We start from the raw sequence: 20,991 nt of genomic DNA on the forward strand, positions 1-20,991 counted from the left end.
AATCCGGAACTGATCGCCGCGCGGATTGGTCGATCGCCCGGATGAGTGACAGCCGGTGTGCGAAAGGCGTGGGAGTCAGTCGACGGTGACGACGACGGAGTGCCACCCGGAGGCACCGTCCGGGACGGTCGGTGCACGCTTCTCGGTCTGTGTCTCGCCGGTGCGGTCGGTGGCCCGCACGGTCAGCGTGTGGCTGCCCTTGGTGGCCTGCCAGGGGTAGGACCACTGGCGCCAGGTGTCACGGGTGTCCTCGGCGGCGAGCCGGGCTTCCTCCCACGGCCCGTCGTCGACACGGACCTCGACCTTGTCGATGCCGCGGTGCTGGGCCCAGGCGACCCCGGCGACCATGACGGTGCCCCTCTCCGGCCGGGCGAAGGGCTTGGGCGTGTCGATCCGGGACTCGGTCTTGATGGGGGCCTGCCTGGCCCAGTCCCGCTCGACCCAGTAGGAGTCGTAGGCGTCGAACGTGGTCAGCTCGATGGACTCGATCCATTTGCACGCGGAGACATAGCCGTAGAGGCCGGGCACCACCATGCGGACCGGGAAGCCGTGGGCGAAGGGGAGTGGCTGCCCGTTCATGCCGACGGCGAGCAGGGCGTCGCGGCCGTCCATCAGGTCCTCGACGGGGCTGCCGATGGTCATGCCGTCGACGGAGCGGGCCACGAGCTGGTCGGCGGGGCCGCCCTTGGACGGCGGCCGTACCCCGCACCGCTCGAGCAGGTCGGCGAGGCGGACACCGATCCAGCGGGCGTTGCCCGCGTACGGTCCGCCCACCTCGTTGGAGACACATGTCAGCGTGATGTCGCGTTCGACGAGAGGCATCTTCAACAGGTCGTCGAAGGAGACGGTCAGCTCGCGCGCGACCCCCTTGCCGTGGAGGCGCAGCCGCCACTTCGTGGCGTCGACCCTCGGCACGGTCAGGGCGGTGTCGACGCGGTAGAAGTCGTCGTTCGGCGTCATGAACGGGCTGATGCCGCCGATCCGCAGCGCGGCGCCACGGGGCACGGGCGCGGCCTTCGACGCCGGGGCGGGCAGCACCACGTTCCCGCGCGAGGCCACCGCGTTCTGCCCCCGGGAGCCGCTGAGGGCCCGGCCGCCGAACGCCGCGCCGGTCGACGCGGCGGCGGCCGCGGTGGCGGCGAGAAGGAAACCCCGGCGGTCCCAGCCCGGCCCGGTGGCGTCGTCCCGCTCGCGCGCACCGCCGGCCGGATCGAGCCGTCCGGCCAGCCAGTACAGCAGCCCGGCGCCGGCCAGCGCGCCCACGACGGACGGCAGGGCGTCGGTGAGACTCGTCGAGTCGGGCCGGTTCACCGCGGCAAGGGCGCCGACGGCACCGAACACCAGGACCCCGGCCGAGCCGGCCGACCGCCACCGGGTGGCCAGCATGCCGAGGCCGACGGCGAGCAGGGTCAGCACGGCGAGGATGCCGAGCCGCAGCACGAGCTTGTCGTCCGTGCCGAACTGGCGGATCGCCCAGTCCTTGACGGCGGGCGGAGTGCGGTCGATCGCCGCGCCGCCCACCGCGACGACCGGCCCCGACTCGGGACGTACGGCGGCGGCGAGCAGTTCGGCGACGGCGATCGCCGCGTACCCGGCGAGCAGGCCGCTCAGTGCGCCCAGTGACAGCCGGGGGAGGCCGCGGAGCGGGTGTTGCGTTGCGTCGTCCATGGCGGGAATCCGTCCCCGAGGCCTGCTCGGATTGGTGGTTCACGCCGATGGATCAACCGGCCCGCGTCAGGCGGGCAGCGGCAGCAGCGCCACCGGCTGCGACGTCGGGTGCCGCGAGCCGCCCGCCGGCTCGACCGTGACGCCCATGCCGGACGCGTCGCCCACCGCACCGTCCATGAGCACGGTCTGCGCGGTGCGCCCGGGGTCCATCAGGCCGGCGGGCCGCATCGTGCCGTCGTCGTCGAACCACAACTGGTAGACCTTGCCGCTCGGCGGCCGGGCCATGGACGCGGCCACGAACACGGCCTTGTCCCGCTCCTCGGAGACGACGACCGTGCCGCTCGCGCCGTCCGCCAGACGCGCACTGCGGGTCCTGGCGTCGGGCGCCGCGAGGACGTCGGCCACCTGGTCCGTGGCCTGCTGGGCCTGCCGGGCGTCCTGCCGCGCGTCCCGGGCCTCCAGGTGCTGCCAGACCGTGGTGGCGCCGAGCGCGGCGACCGCGGCGAGGCAGGCGGCCAGCGCCCAGTTCGAGACCGTGCGGCCGCGCCGGGACGCCCCGGCGGCGGCCGGGCCCGCGGAGGTGCGCGGCGGCTCCTGGCGCACGCTGTCGATCCGGCGCAGGACCGACTCCTTGAAGCCATCGGGCGGTACGAGGGTAAGAGCACTTCCGAGTCGGGCCGCCGTGGCGGACAGCTCCCGGACCTCCTGGGCGCAGGCCGGGCACGCGGCGAGGTGCCGTTCGAACTCGGCCTGTTCGTCGGGGTCGAGGGCGTGCAGGGCGTAGGCCCCGGTCAGCGTGTGCAGTTCGGCGGTCATGCGCTCACCCCCAGGCAGTCCCGCAGCCGGATCAGTCCGTCGCGCAGCCGCGTCTTGATCGTGCCGAGCGGCACCGCGAGCAGTTCACCGACCTGGCTGTAGGTGAGTCCACGGTAGTAGGCCAGCGACACGGACTGCCGCTGGAGTTCGGTCAGCGTCCGCAGACAGCGCCGCAGCTGTTCGTGCTCGAGCCGCGTCTCCACCGCCTCGGTGACCTCGTCGAACTCGGGTGTCCGCGCCAGAAGGGCCGCCTGGTGGTCCCGCGCGGCGGCGGCCTCCACCGAGCGGACCCGGTCGATGGCGCGGCGGTGGGCCAGCGTCAGTACCCAGTTGATCGCCGTCCCGCGGTCGGTGCGGTAGCGGGCCGCGTTGCCCCACACCTCGACGAGCACCTCCTGCGCCACCTCCTCCGACTGCGCGCGGTCCCGCAGGACGCCGCGCACCACACCCAGGACCGAGCCCGCCACGGCGTCGTACACCGAGGAGAACGCGTCCTTGTCGCCCTTGGCCACATCGGCCATGAGCTCCTCCAGGGTGGGTCCTGTTCCTGGCGCGGGACCGATGTGGACCGCTTCCTTCACGTTCGAGACCTCCGAGCTCTGCGGGCGCGCACACGTGATCACGGGTGCGGTGGTAATACGGAGCCGCGAGGTGTACGGATGGGTCGGGCCGCCAGATTTCCGACGGCGCAGGCCGGCCCGGGACCGGCGGGACCGGAACGGTCAGGAGCGGCGGGACCGGTGCTCCGCGGTGGCGGCGATATTTCGGGCCATGCCGCCGAACACCACGGAGTGGAAGGGGGCCACGCTCCACCAGTAGGCCTGCCCTGCCAGGCCCCGGGGGTGGAACAGCGCCCGCTGCCGGTAGCGGGCCCGGCCGCCGTCCACCTGCTCCACGGACAGCTCGAGCCAGGCCAGTCCGGGCAGCCGCATCTCGGCGCGCAGCCGCAGCAGCCGGCCCGGCTCGATCTCCTCCACGCGCCAGAAGTCCAGCGAGTCGCCGACCCGCAGCCGGGCCGCGTCGCGCCGGCCGCGCCGCAGCCCGACGCCGCCGACCAGCCGGTCGAGCCAGCCGCGGACGGCCCAGGCCAGCGGGAAGGAGTACCAGCCGTGCTCGCCGCCGATCCCCTCGACCACGTCCCAGAGCCGCTGCGGCTCCGCGTCCACCAGGCACTCCCGCTCGTCCGTGTACAGGCTGCCGCCCGCCCAGTCCGGGTCCGTGGGCAGCGGATCGCTGGGTGCGCCGGGGTAGGAGGCGGAGGACCAGCGCGTGGCGACCTCGGTCTGCTGGACGCGGCGCAGCGCGAGCGTCACGGCCTCGTCGAAGCCGATCATTCCGCCCGGCGGGTCCGGTACGTACCGGGCGATGTCGTGTTCGTGGCAGACGACCTCGTGGCGCAGCGACTCGCAGAGCGGCCGGGCGATGGACGCGGGCACGGGTGTCACCAGGCCGACCCAGTGGCTGGACAGGGTGGGGCTGAGCATGGGCACCGGGAGCAGGAGCCGCTTGGGCAGCCGCGCCTCGGCCGCGTACCGGACCATCATGGCGCGGTAGGTGAGGACGTCGGGGCCGCCGATGTCGAAGGCGCGGTTGACGTCCGGCGGCATCGTCGCGCTGCCGACGAGCGTGCGCAGGACGTCGCGCACGGCGACCGGCTGGATCCGGGTGCGCACCCAGCTCGGCGTCACCATCACCGGCAGCCGCTCGGTCAGGTAGCGCAGCATCTCGAACGAGGCCGAGCCCGAGCCGATGATGACGGCGGCCCGCAGCACCGTCGTCGGAACCCCGGAGGCGAGCAGGATGTGCCCGACCTCGGCGCGGGAGCGCAGGTGCGGGGAGAGTTCGTGCTCGGGGACGCCCACCGGGGTGAGTCCGCCGAGATAGACGATGCGCCGCACACCGGCCTCGCGGGCCTGGTCGGCGAAGATCCGCGCGGCCTCCCGGTCCGTCTCCTCGAAGCCGTCGCCGGTGCCCAGGGCGTGCACCAGGTAGTAGGCGACATCGACGCCGGTCAGCGCCGCGCGCACGGAGGCGGCGTCCATGATGTCGCCGCGCACGATCTCCGTGTCCTTCGCCCAGGGATGGTCGCGCAGTTTGGCGGGGGTGCGGGCCAGACAGCGCACCCGGTGCCCGGCGTCGAGCAGTTCGGGCACCAGTCGGCCGCCGATGTACCCGCTCGCCCCGGTCACCAGGCAGAGCATCCCGTCGTCGGCCGCGTCCAAGACCACTCCCTCGTTCGGTGCTGCTGTCTCCACCCTGTGATGTCACGGTCCGGTCCGCCAGCGGGCGGGCCGGACAGATGTCCGGCGGTCGCCCGCTTTCGGTGGCGGGGCCGGGAGTCTCCCGGCCCCGCCACCGAGTGTCACGTCACGGTGATCCGATCGATGTCGGGTGCCCATCCGGTGGGGTTGGCGATGGTGATGCTGTTGCCTGTACCCGCGTTCAGGGCGACACTCACCGTCGTGGAGGCGGTGGTCGCCCAGTCGGCGGTCGGGGCGAAGTCGATGGTGCGGGTGGCGCCGCCGCCTGCCCGGACGGTCGCCGAGCGGGGTGCGGCCGTCGCGTAGTGGATGGTCAGCGTTCTGGTGCCGCCGCTGCCGCCGTCGACGCCCCGGAAGGTGAGCGCCGCGCCGTTGCCGACGTAGCCGACCTTGTGGCCGCCGGAGCAGCCCGCGCAGTCGGCGACCACGGCGGTGCCGGTGAGCGTGTTGCCGGCGGCTTCGGCCTCGTAGGCGGCCGGGTCGGTCGTGCCGCCGGAGCCCACGGTCAGGGCGCCGAGGTCGAGCCAGCCGTCGGCGTGCTGGCCGGAGTTGGCGAAGCGCAGCTTCTTCGCGGCGGAGCTGACGTCCTCCAGGGGGTTCTTGGCCTTCATGACGAGTTGGTAGTCACCCGAGGCGATGCCGGAGAGGTCGATGCCGGAGTCGAAGTACTGGGCGTAGCCGTAGTCGAGGTACGTGGGGTCGGGGCCGAGGTTCCAGTCGGGGAAGGCCCGGATCTTCTGCGGCATGACCTTGCGCAGGTCCCAGGGGGTGGCCCAGGTCTTGACGACGTTCCCGGAGGTGTCCTTCAGGCCGAGGCTGACCGTCCAGGGGTAGTAGAACGGGGCGACGCCGCTGTTGTTGATCCGCACACCGACGGTGGTGCTGCCCTGCGCGGTGTCGTGGAAGTAGGCGTGGTCGACGCTGAGGTCGTAGCCCATCATCCGGACCGCGGCCCCCACTTTGGCGTCGCCCGCCGCGTAGTCGGCGCTGCCTTCGTTGATCTTCCAGGTGGTGTGCTCGAGTTCGAGGCAGGCCTTCATGTCGTCCACGGCGCCGGTGCCGCCTGGCCAGTCGGCGAAGGCGGTGGACTGGATCTCGGGCCGTACCTCGCCGCCCATGGAGGCGGTGGTCCAGCGGTTCTCCACGCCGTGTTCGAGGGCTTTCTGCAGTTGGGCGTAGGGGGCTCCGCCCAACGACGACGGCAGGGTGACCCCGGCGAGCGGACTGCCCTCGCGGTAGCAGAAGGAGTCGTCGTGGTAGCCGATCCGTGGCAGGCCGTCGGCGGCCCCGCCGGCCGACTCCGCGTATCTGACCTCGACCTTCGTGCGGGTGAAGGCGTCGTTGTAGGCCTGGACGAGCCGGGCGCCGTGGGCGTCGGTGGGCATGTAGTTCGGATACGTGTCGCCCGAGGTGTCGGTGTCGTACGGCCACGTGTGCCACTCGCCCCAGAGCCCGACCAGTCCCATGTGGATGAACCCGATGCGCGGGTCGCCGTCGTAGCGTGCGCCGTACGCGGCGATGAAGTCCTCGAGCGCGTCCAGCAGGTACGGGCTGTCGTAGTCGGGGCTCGTGGTGTTCCAGTAGCTGTTGGTGCGGTTGTCGACGTGCCCGGCGAAGCAGGGCGGGATCGCGTTGGCCGGATGGCTGCCGCTGCCGCCGGGATACTCGATGTAGAAGCGGATCGCGGCCTGGTTGCCGTACGAGGCGGTCTCGTCGAGGGCCTTGTCGAGCACGGACCAGTCGTAGTGACGGCAGTCCGACGCGGAGTCCATGACTTCGGACAGGCCGAAGTAGCTCCAGGTCAGTGCGTGCGGATAGCCCGTGTTCTGGTCGCTGCCCGGTTGGTAGAACCGGGCGAAACCCTTGAGCGGGTTGTCGAGCGGCGCGTCGGCGCGGGTGAGCGCGTGGGCCGGCAGCGAGGGGTCGGGGGCGGGGCCGGGATCCGGACGAGGGGGTGCGCCCTGCGCCGAGGCGGTGGACGCCGAAGCGGACGCGGGTTCGGGCGGCGGGGCGGCCTGAGCGGTGACCGGGAGCGCGGTCAGGGCGACGGCGACGGCCGCGGAACCGAGCGCGGCCAGCAGTCTTCTGCCGCGTCGTCGAGCGAAGGTGCGCATGGGGTCAACCTCCGTGTGTGTCATGGGACTTGGGTTCCTGCGAGGTTCAGCAGCGGATGAGCGGCCCGGTCGTCCGGCGGTGCGGTGGCCTCGTGACGAGATCACCGAATTTATGCGCCAGCATTGACAAAGTTTCGCTGCTGCTCATCAATATGTGTCCACGGAGCCCCACTGACAAGAGGTGCGGCGAAGATCCGCTCGGAGGCGACCCATGGGCGCGGACACGGCAGTTGCGCCACCACCTGAGATGGCGGGCCCCGCCCCGGGCGGACCCGCAGGCTCAGGAAAACCGCGCCGAGCCCGCGACGACCGCAAAGCGGCCTGGCTCTTCCTGGCTCCCGCCCTGGTGGGCTTCGCGCTCTTCTACGCGTATCCGACCATCCGCGGTGTCTACTACTCGCTCACCGACTACAACCTGCTGTCCCCGCCGTCCTTCACCGGCGCGGACAACTACCACCAGCTCATCGGCGACGACCAGTTCTGGAACGCGCTGAAGGTCACCGGCTACTACGTCGTGCTCAACATCGGCTCCCAGACCGTCCTCGGCCTGGGCCTCGCCACCCTCATGCACCGCCTGACCAGGTCGGTGGCGCTACGGGCGATGCTCCTCGTGCCCTGGCTGGTGCCCAACGTCACCGTCGGCCTGCTCTGGATGTGGCTCCTGGACGCCAACCTCGGCTTCGTCAACCACATCCTGGACGCCCTCGGCCTCGGCACCACCGGCTTCTTCACCTCACCGGACCTGGCGATGCCGACCATCGCGGCCGTCAACACCTGGGCCTACACCGGATACACGGCACTGCTGCTGTACGCCGGCATGCTTCAGGTCCCTCAACACCTGTACGAAAGCGCCTCGTTGGACGGCGCGGGCGAGTGGCGGATGTTCACCAAGATCACTCTGCCGCTGCTGCGGCCGGTCCTCGCACTGGTCCTGGTCGTGTCACTGATCGGCTCGTTCCAGATCTTCGACACGATCGCGGTGACCACCAAGGGCGGGCCGGTCAGCGCCACCCGGGTCATCTACTTCTACATCTACGAACAGGCCTTCACGAACTTCCACATGGGCTACGCCTCCGCCGTGGCCGTCGTGCTCGCGCTCGTCCTCGGCGTGCTGACCGCCGTACAGATGCGCCTGCTGCGTGCTTCCCGCTCGGACCTGGCCTGAGGAGACGGACCGTGAACCGCATACGTACGAACAGCATGCGCAGAAGGGTCTCGCCGGGCCGGATCGCCGCCTGGACGGCGCTCACCCTCGCCCTGCTCGTGACCGTCTTCCCGTTCTACTGGATGGTCCGCACCGCCCTGACGCCCGCGGCGGACATCTACTCCGACGCCACCAGCCTCGTCCCGCACCACCCGACGATGATCAACTTCCTGCGTGTCCTCGGGCTGACCAGCGAGGAGGAGGCGCGCGCCGCCGGCGGGTCGGGCGCGCACGTCGACTTCCTGCGCTACCTGCTCAACTCGGTCGTCTACAGCGGACTGATCGCCGTCCTCCAGACACTGTTCTGCGCCATGGCCGGCTACGCGTTCGCCCGCCTGCGCTTCCCCGGCCGGGACGCGGTCTTCGGGGTGCTGATCGCCGCGCTCATGGTGCCGCCGATCTTCACCGTGCTGCCCAACTTCGTCCTGGTGAAGAACCTCGACTGGCTGAACACCTTCGCCGGCATGGTCGCGCCCAGCGTGCTCATGACGCCGTTCGCGGTCTTCTTCCTGCGCCAGTTCTTCCTGTCGATCCCGCGGGACGTGGAGGAGGCGGCCGTGCTCGACGGCGTCGGCGCCTGGGGCATCTTCTGGAAGATCGTGATGCCGATGAGCCGCGGCCCGCTCATCACCATCGGGCTCACCACCACCGTGTGGGCCTGGAAGGACTACCTGTGGCCGCTGCTGACCGGCCGCGACGAGCAGACCCGCGTCCTGACCGTCGCGCTCGGCATCTTCCAGCAGCAGTCGCCCAACACCCAGCCCGACTGGACCGGACTGATGGCCGGGTCCGCCCTGTCGGTCCTGCCCGTCCTCGTCCTGCTGATCGTGCTGGGCCGCCGACTGGTCGAGTCCCTCAACTTCACCGGCATCAAATAGCCGCCCCCGCACCGCTGTTCACCCCCCACGCCGCACGACTCCCATCCCTGTACGAGCCCGAGAGGCCCCTCGTGATGAGTTCCACGCAGAAGAGTTCCAGGCGCCGGCGCACCGGCGCGGCCCTGCTGTGCCTGAGCGCCCTGTCCACCGTCGTCTCCTGCGGCGGGTCCGGCGGCGACTCGGCCGGCGGCACGACCATCGACTACTGGCTGTGGGACGACAAGCAGCTGCCCGCCTACCAGGAGTGCGCGACCGCCTTCCAGAAGGCCAACCCCGACATCACCATCAAGATCACTCAGACGGCCTGGGCCCAGTACTGGACGAACCTCACCACACAGCTCACCTCCGGCGACGCACCCGACGTCTGGACCAACCAGGCGTCCTACTATCCGCAGTTCGCCACCACCGATCAGCTCCTGGACCTCCAGCCCTACGTCGAGAAGGACAAGCTCGACCTCTCCGCCTACCAGGCAGGACTCGCCGACACCTGGGTCAAGGACGGCAAGCGCTACGGGCTGCCGAAGGACTGGGACACCATGGCCCTCGTCTACAACACCACCATGCTCGAGAAGCAAGGTGTGGACGCCGCGCAGCTCGCCGACCTGACCTGGAACCCCGACGACGGCGGCACCCTGGAGCAGGCGATAGCCAAGGCCACCGTCGACACCGAGGGCCGGAACGGCCTCGACCCCGACTTCGACAAGAAGCACGTGAAGACGTACGGCTTCCTGCCCGAGTGGGCCGACGGCTCGCAGGGCCAGAACGGCTGGGGCGAGTTCGCCGCCGCCAACGGGTTCACGTACCTCGACAAGAACCCATGGGGCACGAAGTACCGCTACGACGACCCGAAACTCGCCGAGACCATCGCCTGGTTCAAGCACCTCATCGACCAGGGCTACGCGCCCCGCTTCGACAAGCAGTCGAGCGTCGCCAACTCCGAACTGCTCACCGCGGGCAAGGGCGCCATCATGGTCGCGGGCTCCTGGACGATCCCCACCTTCACCGACCCCAAGGTGAAGCAGAAGCTGGCCTTCGCCCCCCTGCCGACCGGCCCGGCCGGCCGCAAGAGCGCCATCAACGGCCTGTCCGACGCCATCTGGGCCGGCAGTGAGCACAAGGACCAGGCCTGGAAATGGGTCGAGTTCCTCGCCTCGGCCGACTGCCAGAACCGGGTCGCCGAGCACGCCGTCGTCTTCCCGGCCCTGAAGTCCGCCACCGACAAGGCGCTCGCCGCGCACCGGGCCAAGGGGCGTGACGTCCACGTCTTCACGGACATCGTGGGGGACAAGGACAGCACGTTCCAGCTGCCCGTCACCGAGCACGGCACCGAGATCGGGCCCATCGTCCAGGACGCCGTCCAGTCGGCCATCCTCGGCCAGGCGCGGCCGCAGTCCGCACTCAAGTCGGCCAACGACAAGGTCAACGGCCTCTTCAAGTAGCCCAGGCCCCGCTCACCCGCACATCCGCACATTCCTACGCAAGGAGATCCATGGCCCAGGTCGTAGACCTCGCAGGGCGCACGTTCGCCGTCGAGCTCACCGGTGACGCCCCGCCCCGGCCCGTAGACGGAGGCCTGCTGCTGCCGCCCGGCCGGGTGGCCCTGCTGCACAGCCTCGGCGACGCGCTGTTCTACCGGCACGGACACAACTCCTGGAGCCCGTGCGGCTGGACCCGGCTCTCCGCCGCCCCGCTGCGCATCGAGAGCGACGAACGCCGCGTCACCGCCGACGACACCGTCTGGGACGACCCCGCCCGCCACCACTCCTCCGCCGTCGCGGCCCTCCAGGGAGCCGACGGACAGGTACTGCTGCTCGGCGCCCTCGGCCTCGACATCCCGCGCCTCACCGCGGACCGGGACGCGCTCGCGGGATGGTCCGAGCGGGGCGACGCCCCCTGGTTCCTGGCCTACGGCGACGAGGAGGAGGTCTTTGCCGCCTACGCCCGGCACCTCGCCACCCGGATCGGACACAGCCGCAAACGGGCGGGCAACGTGTGGTGCAGCTGGTACGCGTACTACGAGAACATCACCGAGGAACAGCTCACCAAGGACATCACCGCCCTGCGCGGTCTGCCCTTCGACGTCGTCCAGGTCGACGACGGCTGGGAACGGACCGTGGGGGACTGGCAGCCCAATGACAAGTTCCCCTCGGGAATGCGGGCGCTGGCCGACCGGATCACGGACGCGGGCCTGCGGCCCGGTCTGTGGATCGCCCCGTTCATCGTCCTCCCCGACTCCGACACGGCCCGCGACCGCCCCGAGCTGCTGCTGCGCGACGGCCGCGGCGAGCCGGTGGTCGCCGGCCACAACTGGGGCACCGGCTACTGGGCCCTCGACCTCACGCTGCCCGCGGCGCAGGACCACCTGCGCGAGACGATCCACCGGGTCAGCCGGGAATGGGGCTTCACCTACCTCAAGCTCGACTTCATCAACGGCGGCGCGGTACCGGGCGCCCGCTCCGCGGACCTCGGCCGCGAGGAGGCGTACCGGCTCGGCCTGCGAATCATCCGCGAGGAAGCGGGCGCGGACGCCTACCTCCTCGGCAGCGGCGCCCCTCTGCTGCCGTCCCTGGGGCTGATCGACGGCATCCGCAGCGGCCCCGACGTCGCACCCCTGTGGGAGCACTACGCGACGCAGGACCCCTCCGACGCACTCGCCCGCAACGCGGTCGTCAACGCCCTGCACCGGCTCTGGCAGACACCCCTGCTCGAGGTCGACCCGGACGTCGTCTACTTCCGCAGCAGGCTGAACCTGCTGACGGACCAGCAGCAGAGCTGGCTGCGCGACCTCGCCGACATCTGCGGATTCCGCGCGGTGTCCGACCCGCCCGGCTGGCTGCACCCCGACGAACTGCAGGCGATGACCCAGTACTTGGCCCACCACCCCGAGATCCGCAGGCTCGGCCGCTACCGCTTCGCACTCGACGGACGGGAGGTCGACTTCACCCCGGCGGTCATGCCCGAGTCGGAACAGCGCTACCCGATCGCCTGATGCCTTACCCCGCTGCCAGGAATTAGTAAACTCCTCAGCATTATTGAGAAGCATTGTTGAGTAGCGGGCACCGCAACCCCTCCAGGGAGCACCAGCATGGCGACGACCGGAACAGACATGTCCCGGATGCGCGAGATGAACCAGCTGTCGATCGTGTGGGCGCTGCGCGGCAATCCACCCTCCACCGTCACCGAACTCGCGGGCCGCGCCGGACTGTCACGGCCCGCCGTGGACGTACTGGTGCAGGCGCTCGTCACCGACGGATGGGCGGAGGTCGAGGAACCGGGGGCCAGCAGCGTCGTCGGGCGCCCCGCCCGCCGCTTCCGGTTCCGTGCCACCGCGGGCCACGCGCTCGGCATCGACATCGGCGTCCACAAGATCCTCGTCATGGTGAGCGACCTGGAGGGCGACATCGTCCGCACCGCGCGGCGCCCCGTCGACCCCGAGGCGGCGCCCGAGGCGCGGCTCGCGGCCGTCGACTCCGTCATCGACGAGGTGCTGGCGGACGCCGGCATGACACCGTCCGACATCTGGGCCGTCACGGTCGGCGTGACAGGACCGGTCGACGCCACCGGCCGCACCACCCTGTTCAGCCCCCTGCCCGGCTGGCACACCACCGATCCGGCCGCCCACCTCGCCACCCGCTTCACCTGCCCGGTCCAGGTCGAGAACGACTGCAAACTCGCCGCCGTGGCAGAACGCTGGAAGGGCGTCGCCCAGGACGCCGACGACATCGTCTTCCTCCTCGCCGGGCTGCGCACCGGCGCCGGACTCATCCTCGACGGCACCCTGCGCCGCGGCCACGGAGGCGCGGCGGGCGAGATCGGCGCCCTCAAGGCCGTACGGTGGCTCACCGCCCCCGACCACCTGGAATCCTGCCCGGGCGTACCGGCGACGGCCGGCGAAGCGGCGGCGTGGGTGTTCCAGGCCGCCCGCGAAGGCGATCGGGACGCGAAGACCGCCGTCCGGCGCTACGCCCGCGACCTGGCGATCGGCGTCGCCGCCCTGGTGCTCGCCCTCGACCCCCAGGTCGTCGTCTACGGCGGCGGGTTCTCCCGCTCCGCCGACGTGATCCTCGACCCGCTGCGCCGCGAACTGACCAAGCACTGTCTGCGTCTGCCGGAGCTGCGCACCTCGACCCTGGGCGACGAGAGCGTGGCTCTCGGGGCGCTGCGCCTGGCCCTCGACGAGATCGACAGCCGCCTGCTCCGCGACGGACTGGCGGCCCCGACGGCCCCGCGGGGGTAGGCGGCTCGGCGCGGCCACCCGGCCCCAACTGGTGGCCGAAAGACCGGAATTGGTCACTGAGGCGGTTCCGTTTCGGTGCCCGGGGACTACGCTGGAGCCGTACCGTGAGTTGCCCGAGCCGGGTGGATCCGGCGCAGGGGTGGTTCGGACGGTTGACAGGGATCGAGGCGGCAGGCAGCACGTTCCGTCAGCGGGCATGACACGGCTGTCGGCAGCCGACTTTCAAATGGTGGCCTCTTCGGGCGCGTCTGTGCGCCTTGCCCCAGCCCGCTGCATGGTCCGGGGGGTGACGGAAGGGACGCCTGTGATGTCTGCCGTACCACGTGATGTTCTGGTCGCCCAGGCCGTCTTCGACCTGGCCGCGCGCCCGGACGGATTCGATGTGCTGGAACTGATGCACGATCTGACGACGCACACGGTGCGTCTGGTGGGGGTGCGCTCGGCCGGGGTGACCATCCTGGACCACGACGGTCGGGTCGACTACCTCACCGCCTCCGACGAGGACTGCCGGCGCCTGGAAGAGGACCAGGTCGAACTGGACGAGGGGCCCTGCGTGGACAGCACGCGCAACGGCAGCCTCCTGTCCCCGGTGAACCTGCATCGCGCCGGCCTCGGTTCCCAGCGCTGGCCCCGGTTCACGCCGCGGGCCCTGGCCGCCGGATACAGCAGCGTCGCCTCGGTGCCGCTGCGCGTCTCCGAGAGCGCCGTCGGAGCCGTGAACCTGCTGCATGCCGGGCCCCGCCGGCTGACCGGTGTGGACCTGCAACTGGTCCAGGTGCTCGCGGACACCGCCGGGACCCGCCTGCACCAGCGCCGGACCCTGATCGCCCGGAACGACGTCATCGCCCAGCTGGAGACCGCCCTCAGCTCACGCATCGTCATCGAGCAGGCCAAGGGCATACTGGCCTCCCGCCTCGGCACCGACGTCCAGGACGCTTTCGTCCGGCTGCGCGCGCACGCCCGCTCCCGGCAGCAGAACCTCACCGACCTGGCCCGCATGGTCGTCCGGGGACAGATCCCGGCCGACCTCGACAGGACACACTGAGTGGCCCGCGACCAGTGGGACAGCGACTCCGGCGATGTCCCACCGCCCCGTGACGCCCTGACCGAACTGCTGGCCCGCGCCCGTCGCGCCATCCGTTCCGGATACGGACCGGGCCGCGCGCTGCCGTCCCCCACGGCGCGTCTGTTCGGCGTCGACGCCCTGACCCTGAACGCACTCACCCATGAGCGTCAGCTCGAACTGCTGTGGGCCGACCCGCCCGACGGGCTGGGGCCCGAACTCGACACCCTGCAGTACACCCTGGGCGACGGCCCCACCCTGCAGTCCGCATACGAGGGCCGGACCGTGACCGAGCCCGACCTTGCCGCGGCCGACACGGCCCGCTGGCCCCTGTTCCTGCCCGCCGCCGCCGGCACCCCCGTCCGCGCCGTCGTCGCCCTGCCCCTGCTGCTCGGCGGTGCCGGTGTCGGGGTCCTCACCGGCTACCGCACGACCCCCGGGTCCCCCACAACCCGCCAGCTGGACGTCCTCCGCGACCTGGCAGCCACCCTCCTGCTGTTCCTGACCGCCGACGTCGCCGTTCAGGCCAACGGCACGACACCCGGCACCGGCCTGCGGCTCTACCGAGCCGAGGTCCATCAGGCCACCGGCTATCTCGCCGCCGAACTCGACATTCCCCTGGGGCAGGCCCTGGTGCGGCTGCGGGCACACGCCACCGCCTACGACCGCGCCCTGGCCGACCTCGCCCACGCCTTCCTCACCCGCAGCCTGGCCGCCGACGCCCTACACCGGTGAACCCCGGACCACAGGCCGGACGCACGACCGCGCGCATCGCCCCTGGGATGATGCGCGCGGCCCGGCCGGGCGCGGGATCAGGGCGCCCAGGGCGCCTCCACGGCCCACGTCGTGTCCTCCGCGAACAGACTCGGGTTGTCCGCCGCCCGCGATCCGCCGGGGACGGCGAGGTACACCTCGGAGTTGTAGTGACGCAGGTACTGGCCCGGGTAGTTCTGGGCCATCAGCCGGACGCCGCCCTGCCCCTGGACCGCGCAGAACGTGGCGTCCGCGCGGAACAGCGCCGAGCCGTCACCGGCCTCCCGGTGCACGCGGAACTCGCGGTGGCGCAGATACTCGCCCGGATAGTTGCGGGACTCGAAGGAGTAGCACGCGCTGTCGGCGAGACCCGGCACGATGCGCCACGTGGCGTCGCTCTTCAGCAGGGCGCTGCTGCCGCTGCCCACGACCTCGGTGTACGCGAGAGCGTCCTGGTGCCGCAGGTAGCGGTCGGTGTAGCCGGGCGTGGTGACCCGCAGCGACCTGTACCCGCTGGGCAGGGTGACCGGCGCCGCCGTACTCCGCGAAGCGTCGATCAGGGCCTGGTTCGCCGCCTTGATCCGCCCCTGGTCGACCTTGGTCACCTGACGGTCGTACGTCAGCAGGCCGTTGACCTCGTTCTCGACGTCGGTGATCTCGGTGTAGACCGACGCGGAGAGACCGGCCGGCATCTGCTGGAGGCGCAGCGCGTCGATCAGACCGATGAACCGGTTGTTCAGGTGAGCGGCGTCGGCCTGGTCCTCGTAGGAGAAGCCGTTGCCGGGCGACCACTCGTGGCCCGGCACCCGCAGCCCGAGTCCGCCGAACTCGCCGAGGACGGCGGCCCGCGTCGACGATGGACGGGTGACACCGGGACCTACGTAGTTGTGGTGGTCGATCACGTCACCGTTGCCGCCGTCGACCGCGCCGCAGCAGTTGATACCGCTCATGTTGTCGACGAGGCGCGAGGGGTCGGCCGCCTTCACCTTGTCGGCGATCCTGGCCTGGTCGTACTGGCCCCAGCCCTCGTTCTGGTTCACCCACATCACGAGCGACGGGGAGCTGCGGTGCTCGTCGATGACCTGGTCGAACTCGGCCTCCCACTGCGTGCGGGCGGCGGCGTCCGGGGCGCGGGTGTCCATCGCGGGCATGTCCTGCCATACGAGGAGCCCGAGCCGGTCGGCCCAGTAGAACCAGCGCTGCGGCTCCACCTTGATGTGTTTGCGGACCATGTTGAAGCCGAGGTCCTTGTGCTTCTGCAGGTCGTACTTGAGGGCGTCGTCGGTGGGCGCGGTGTAGATGCCGTCGGGCCAGTACCCCTGGTCGAGGGTGCCGGTCTGGAAGACGAACTTGCCGTTGAGCAGCAGCCGTTGCTTGCCGTCGAACGTGCCGCGCGAGATCGACCGCATCCCGGCGTACGAGCCGACGGTGTCGACGACCGTGGAGCCGCTGACGAGTTCGGCCTTCACGTCGTACAGGAAAGGATCATCGGGCGACCACAGATGCGGGTTGGCGATGCGCACCGAGACCTGCGATCCGACCGCGCCCGTGACCGTGCCCACCGTCGTGCCGCCGGAGCTGACGGTGACGCGCGCGCTCTGGCCGCTGATCCCGTCGCCCCGGACGGTGACGCGCAGGGTCGAGTCGGACAGGTTCGGCACCATGTCGAGGCGGGTGATGTGGGCGGCGGAGGTGGGTTCCAGCCACACGGTCTGCCAGATGCCGGAAGCGGCGGTGTAGAAGATGCCGCCGCCGGGGTGCGGTGTCACGTCGTTGATGCGCTGCTTGCCGACGGCCTGACCGCCGGTCTGGGTCGGGTCGAACACGGAGACCACGATGGTGTTGGTGCCGCCGTTGAGCAGGGGCGTGATGTCGTGACCGAAGGCGTCGTAGCCGCCGTTGTGGACGGCTCCGGCCTGCTGCCCGTTCACCCACACCGTCGTACGCCAGTCACTGGCGCCGAAGTTGAGCTGGACCCGGCGGCCGTTCCAGTTCGACGGCACGGTGAACGTGCGCTTGTACCAGAGCTTGTCGTTCTGGGTGATCTTGCGCTGGATGCCGGAGAGCGCGGACTCCGCGACGAACGGGACGCGGATCTGCTCGCTGAACGAGGCCGGCTGTCCGGCGCTCGCCGAGGTGACGGCGAAGTCCCAGATGCCGTTCAGATTGGCCCAGTCGGGGCGGGTGAGCTGCGGCCGCGGGTACTCGGGAAGCGGATTGTCCCGGGAGACCTGGCCGGTCCACGGCGTCGTCATCGGAGACGGTTTGGGGGTCCAGGCGGCCGGCGCGGCCTGTGCCGCGGGGGCCAGGGCGGTGGCGCCGCCCAGCAGCAGCGCGAGGGTGCTCAGCAGGATGCCGAGCGCGTGCCGCACGGATCTGAGGCGGGTGGGGGCGGGGCGATGGCGCATCGGAGCTCCTCGTGACGCAGGTCGCGGCCGGTGGGGCCGCCGGACGGCGGTACGGAGGTGCGGGTTCTTTCTCTACAACGCTGTACAGAGGGGGACCGGCATGCGGCCCGGTTCCGGGGACCGGTGGTGGGGGAGCCGGAGACGTCGCAGGCGGGCACGTGCAGCCGATGCCACGTTCTTACATCGTTGTAAGAGGGTTTTACGCACTGCCCGCGGGCGCGTCAACGCTCCGGACGCGCAAATCTGCGCGGGCGGTCGACGAGGGCCGAAAACGGTTCAGGCCGCCGGGCCGCCGGTGCCGCGGTGCGGGCCCAGTTCGCCCAGGACGGCGGCGAGTTGGCCGGGAGTGAGGGCGGGGGAGGCGAGCGGGAGCGCGGCGGGCGCGGTGTGCAGTCCCGCGAGGAACAGGGCGAGCGGCCGGCGCCAGGCGTCGGCGTCGGTCGCGGCGGTCAGGGCCGGAACGGCGCGGCCGAGGGCGGCCAGCGCGAACAGGACGTCCTCGGCGGTCACCTCGGGACGTACGGTGCCCTGCGTGCGGCCGCGCTCCAGGAGCAGTTCGACGGTCCGGCGATTGTGCGCGTGCACCGCTTCCAGCGCCTCGACGCCCCGCAGGCCGGTGGTCATGAGGTCGTTGGTGCCGCGGTCCGTGGCGAGCACGGTGAAGACGGACTCCAGGTAGCCGGTCAGCCCCGCCCAGGCGTCCGGGGCCTGCCGGGCCTCCTCGCCCGCGGCCATCGTGTCCGTCAGCGGTTCGCGGAAGACGGCGTCGACGAGTGCGACGCGGGTGGGGAAGTGGCGGTAGAGCGTCGCGTTGCCCACCCCCGCCCTGCGGGCGATGACATCGAGCGGCGCTTCCAGACCCTGCTCGCGGAAGACCTCCTGGGCCGCCTCGATCAGCAGCTCCCGGTTGCGACGCGCGTCGCGCCGGCGGGGAGCGGTCCCAGGATCCGCACCGGTGCTCATCGTCGTCCTCCATCAGGGTCTGCAGCGGCAAGCGGGGAGTGCTCCCCGGGCGAGATGCTATCGCCCCTCCAGTAAACGGGGAGTGCTCCCCACTTGGCCGCGCGAGTGAGCGGCCGGACCGGCGCCCGGCGCACACACGACCGGGGTACGGCCCCCCGGGTTTCTCCGCGAGGGACCGCACCCCGTGCCGTCAGTCCTGGGCCATGGCGGGCGGAGCCACGCCCGTGCCCCAGCTCGTCGGCCTGTCCGAGAGCTTGACCTTCTCGGTGCCGGAGCGGAGCAGGTCCTCATGGGAGAGCCAGCTCTGGCGCAGCTTGCCCTTGCGCGTGTCCACGGAGGACACGTATTGGAGCTTCGACGCGTCGGCACCCGGCGCCTCGATGCTGATCCTGCGTCCGTGCTCGGGCCGGATCTCGACCTTCTCGAACATGGGCGCGGAGACGATGTACTTCGCGGAACCGGGCTGGGCCTCGAAGATCCCGGCCATCGCGAAGACGAGCAGCGACGAGGTGGAGCCGAGGTCGTCGTTGCCGGGCATGCCGTACACGCTGTCCGTGAAGAGCGTCCGCATCGCCCGCAGCACCGCGGAGGTCTTCCACGGCGCACCCGTCCACGCGTACATCCACGGCGCGTGGAAGTCGGGCTCGTTGTTCGGGTTGAAGGCGAAGTTGTTGTGGTAGTCGTAGGCGCCCGTCACCCACGACTCGGACGCGGCCTTCGCCGGGTCGGTGAGCACGGTCGGCAGGTCGAAGAACTTGTCGAGCCGCTGCTCGGCCGCGCCCTGCCCGCCCATGAGACCGAAGAGGGTCTTCGGGTCCTGCTGGGCGAGCCACTGGTACTGCCACGCGGTGCCCTCGTGGAAGGCGCCGGACTGCGTCGGGTCGGGATCGCCCGCCAGGCTGCCGTCGGCGTTCTTCGTCACCGGGAACCCGGTGAAACCCTGCGAGGTGACGTCGGTGTCCCACAGCTTGCTGAAGTTGTCGCAGCGCGAGGCGAGCGTGGCCGCCTTGTCCTGGTATCCGAGACCGTCGGCCATCGTGGACAGCGCGCAGTCGGCGAGCGCGTATTCGAGCGTCGCCGAGCCTGCCTGCCGGCTGTCACCGTACTTGTAACCGGGCAGGTTCTGGTAGCCGACGAAGCCGTTCTCGACGTAGGTCGGGTTGCCGTCGCGGCCCCGGAAGAGCGACTGGTCCGCAGGCACCTCATTGACGTTCTTCCACAGCGCGTCGAAGAGCTGCCGCGAGGTGCGCTTGTCGAGCAGACCACGGTTGTACAGGTCGACGACCCACGGGGTGACGGGGTCGCCGCTCATCACGTTGGTCTCGCCGCCGCCGAGGCCCCAGCGCGGCAGCCAGCCACCGTCCTGGTAGACGCGCAGCACGGACTTGGCCATGTCCGTGGCCTTGTCCGGGTTGAGCAGAGCCACCAGCTGGTTCTGCGAACGGTAGGTGTCCCAGAGCGAGAACATCTGGTAGTACGGCGCGTCCGCCCGGTGCACCTTGTCGTCGAAGCCGCGGTAGCGGTTGTCGACGTCGGAGCCCACCGACGGGTGCAGCAGCGAGTGGTAGAGCGCGCTGTAGTACGTGCGCTGGTCGGCGGTGCTGCCACCGGCCACCCGCATCCGGTTCAGCTCGTCCTGCCAGGTGTCGTGCGCGCCGGCCCGGGCCTTCTCGAACGACCTGGGCTGCTCCGCCTCGCGGTTGAGACGCGCGCCGTCCACCGAGGTGTAGGACAGGCCCACCGAGGAGCCCACCTGCTTGCCCTTGGCCGGGTCGAACGACAGCCAGGCGCCCGCGCGCTTGCTGCCGCGCGACGCCTCGCGCTCGCCCGGGGTGAGTGTGCCGTCGGTCCACGTACCGAAGTCGGCGAACTTCCGGTCGAACTTGGCGCTGAAGTAGACCCGGTAGCGCTCCTTGCCGGTCTCGCCGCAGAAGTTGCCGCCCTGCACCCAGCCCTCGACGGTGTCGTTGCCGACCACCTTGATGTCACCGGCGTACGTGCTGCCGTTGCTCTCGCCGGCCTCGATGAGCACGTTCTCCGCGCCCGATCCGCCGGGGTATGTGTAGCGGTGCTGGCCGGTCCGCTGCGTCGCGCTGAGCTCGGCCTTGATGCCGTTGTCGAACTTCACGCCGTAATAGCCCGGCGACCGGGTCTCGTTGTCATGGTTGAACTTCGCGCCGTACTGCGCCGGGTCGGACGACGTGACCGCGCCCGTGGTCGGCATGAACCGGATATTGCCCATCGTCTGACAGCCGACGCCCGACAGGTGCGTATGACTGAAGCCCAGGATGGTGTCCTGCGCGTAGTCGTAGGAGGCGTACTTGTTCAACTGTGTGTCGGGGCTCAGCTGCACCATGCCGAACGGGGCGGCGGCGCCGGGGAAGGTGGTGCCGTCCCCGTTGTTGCCGATCGACGTGTCGACCAGCTCGGTGGGGTCATCGGCGAACCGCGGCCCCCGCTCCCGGGCGTTCGCGACGCCCGTGGTGACGGAAGCCGATGCCATGGTGGCGATGATCAACAAGGCGGTGGACAGGCGCTTCCACGCTCTCATCGAGATCCTCTCTCGTACGACAACGTTGTCATATTCGTGCCTGTCGATCTTTGTGCGTGGGGTGCCGCTACGTCA

The 20,991-nt window shown here is 70.9% G+C and carries 15 protein-coding genes; 7 read left to right on the top strand and 8 right to left on the bottom strand.

The window, feature by feature from the left end:
- Positions 1-75: 75 nt before the first annotated feature.
- The 5 genes from ABD366_RS13155 to ABD366_RS13175 form a co-directional block, all read right to left on the bottom strand.
- Complete coding sequence (locus tag ABD366_RS13155; protein ID WP_344441732.1) at positions 76-1,668, bottom strand: molybdopterin-dependent oxidoreductase; 1,593 nt, start codon at positions 1,666-1,668, stop codon at positions 76-78.
- Positions 1,669-1,734: 66 nt separating this feature from the next.
- A complete protein-coding gene (locus ABD366_RS13160; RefSeq protein WP_324767167.1) occupies positions 1,735-2,484 on the bottom strand; it encodes an anti-sigma factor in 750 nt (249 codons plus the stop codon).
- On the bottom strand, positions 2,481-3,065 hold the full coding sequence (gene sigK, locus ABD366_RS13165) for an ECF RNA polymerase sigma factor SigK (RefSeq protein ID WP_324767168.1): 585 nt from the start codon (positions 3,063-3,065) through the stop codon (positions 2,481-2,483). Before sigK ends, ABD366_RS13160 begins: the two co-directional genes overlap by 4 nt.
- Before the next feature lie 141 nt (positions 3,066-3,206).
- The gene (locus ABD366_RS13170; protein ID WP_324767184.1) at positions 3,207-4,685 is read right to left on the bottom strand and encodes an SDR family oxidoreductase; all 1,479 of its coding nucleotides are present in this window, start codon (positions 4,683-4,685) and stop codon (positions 3,207-3,209) included.
- Positions 4,686-4,846: 161 nt separating this feature from the next.
- Positions 4,847-6,859 carry a DUF4832 domain-containing protein gene (locus ABD366_RS13175; protein WP_324767169.1) on the bottom strand — a complete coding sequence of 671 codons (2,013 nt, stop codon included), beginning with the start codon at positions 6,857-6,859 and terminating at the stop codon, positions 4,847-4,849.
- Between the two features lie 211 nt (positions 6,860-7,070).
- Between ABD366_RS13175 and ABD366_RS13180 the strand changes: the two genes are divergently transcribed.
- From ABD366_RS13180 to ABD366_RS13210, 7 genes are all read left to right on the top strand, one after another.
- Positions 7,071-8,024, top strand: a complete 954-nt coding sequence (locus ABD366_RS13180; RefSeq protein WP_324767170.1) for a carbohydrate ABC transporter permease — start codon at positions 7,071-7,073, stop codon at positions 8,022-8,024.
- A 35-nt stretch (positions 8,025-8,059) separates the two neighbouring features.
- A complete protein-coding gene (locus ABD366_RS13185) occupies positions 8,060-8,941 on the top strand; it encodes a carbohydrate ABC transporter permease (protein ID WP_324767185.1) in 882 nt (293 codons plus the stop codon).
- Between the two features lie 74 nt (positions 8,942-9,015).
- Entirely contained in the window at positions 9,016-10,380 is a 1,365-nt protein-coding gene (locus ABD366_RS13190) for an ABC transporter substrate-binding protein (protein ID WP_324767171.1), read from the top strand.
- A gap of 50 nt (positions 10,381-10,430) precedes the next feature.
- Positions 10,431-11,930, top strand: a complete 1,500-nt coding sequence (locus tag ABD366_RS13195; protein WP_324767173.1) for a glycoside hydrolase family 36 protein — start codon at positions 10,431-10,433, stop codon at positions 11,928-11,930.
- Between the two features lie 96 nt (positions 11,931-12,026).
- Positions 12,027-13,178, top strand: coding sequence for an ROK family transcriptional regulator (locus tag ABD366_RS13200; RefSeq protein WP_324767174.1), 1,152 nt, complete (start codon positions 12,027-12,029; stop codon positions 13,176-13,178).
- Between the two features lie 307 nt (positions 13,179-13,485).
- The gene (locus ABD366_RS13205) at positions 13,486-14,223 is read left to right on the top strand and encodes a GAF and ANTAR domain-containing protein (RefSeq protein ID WP_324767175.1); all 738 of its coding nucleotides are present in this window, start codon (positions 13,486-13,488) and stop codon (positions 14,221-14,223) included.
- Positions 14,224-14,976, top strand: coding sequence for a GAF and ANTAR domain-containing protein (locus ABD366_RS13210; protein ID WP_324767176.1), 753 nt, complete (start codon positions 14,224-14,226; stop codon positions 14,974-14,976).
- Between the two features lie 77 nt (positions 14,977-15,053).
- Here ABD366_RS13210 and ABD366_RS13215 read toward each other — a convergent pair whose 3' ends face one another.
- The 3 genes from ABD366_RS13215 to ABD366_RS13225 form a co-directional block, all read right to left on the bottom strand.
- Positions 15,054-17,402, bottom strand: a complete 2,349-nt coding sequence (locus ABD366_RS13215; protein WP_324767177.1) for an AbfB domain-containing protein — start codon at positions 17,400-17,402, stop codon at positions 15,054-15,056.
- A 276-nt stretch (positions 17,403-17,678) separates the two neighbouring features.
- Entirely contained in the window at positions 17,679-18,365 is a 687-nt protein-coding gene (locus tag ABD366_RS13220; RefSeq protein ID WP_324767178.1) for a TetR/AcrR family transcriptional regulator, read from the bottom strand.
- A gap of 190 nt (positions 18,366-18,555) precedes the next feature.
- Complete coding sequence (locus ABD366_RS13225) at positions 18,556-20,868, bottom strand: GH92 family glycosyl hydrolase (protein WP_324767179.1); 2,313 nt, start codon at positions 20,866-20,868, stop codon at positions 18,556-18,558.
- Positions 20,869-20,991 lie beyond the last annotated feature (123 nt).

This window comes from Streptomyces kunmingensis, from assembly GCF_039533535.1.
GTDB classification, from domain to species: domain Bacteria; phylum Actinomycetota; class Actinomycetes; order Streptomycetales; family Streptomycetaceae; genus Streptomyces; species Streptomyces kunmingensis.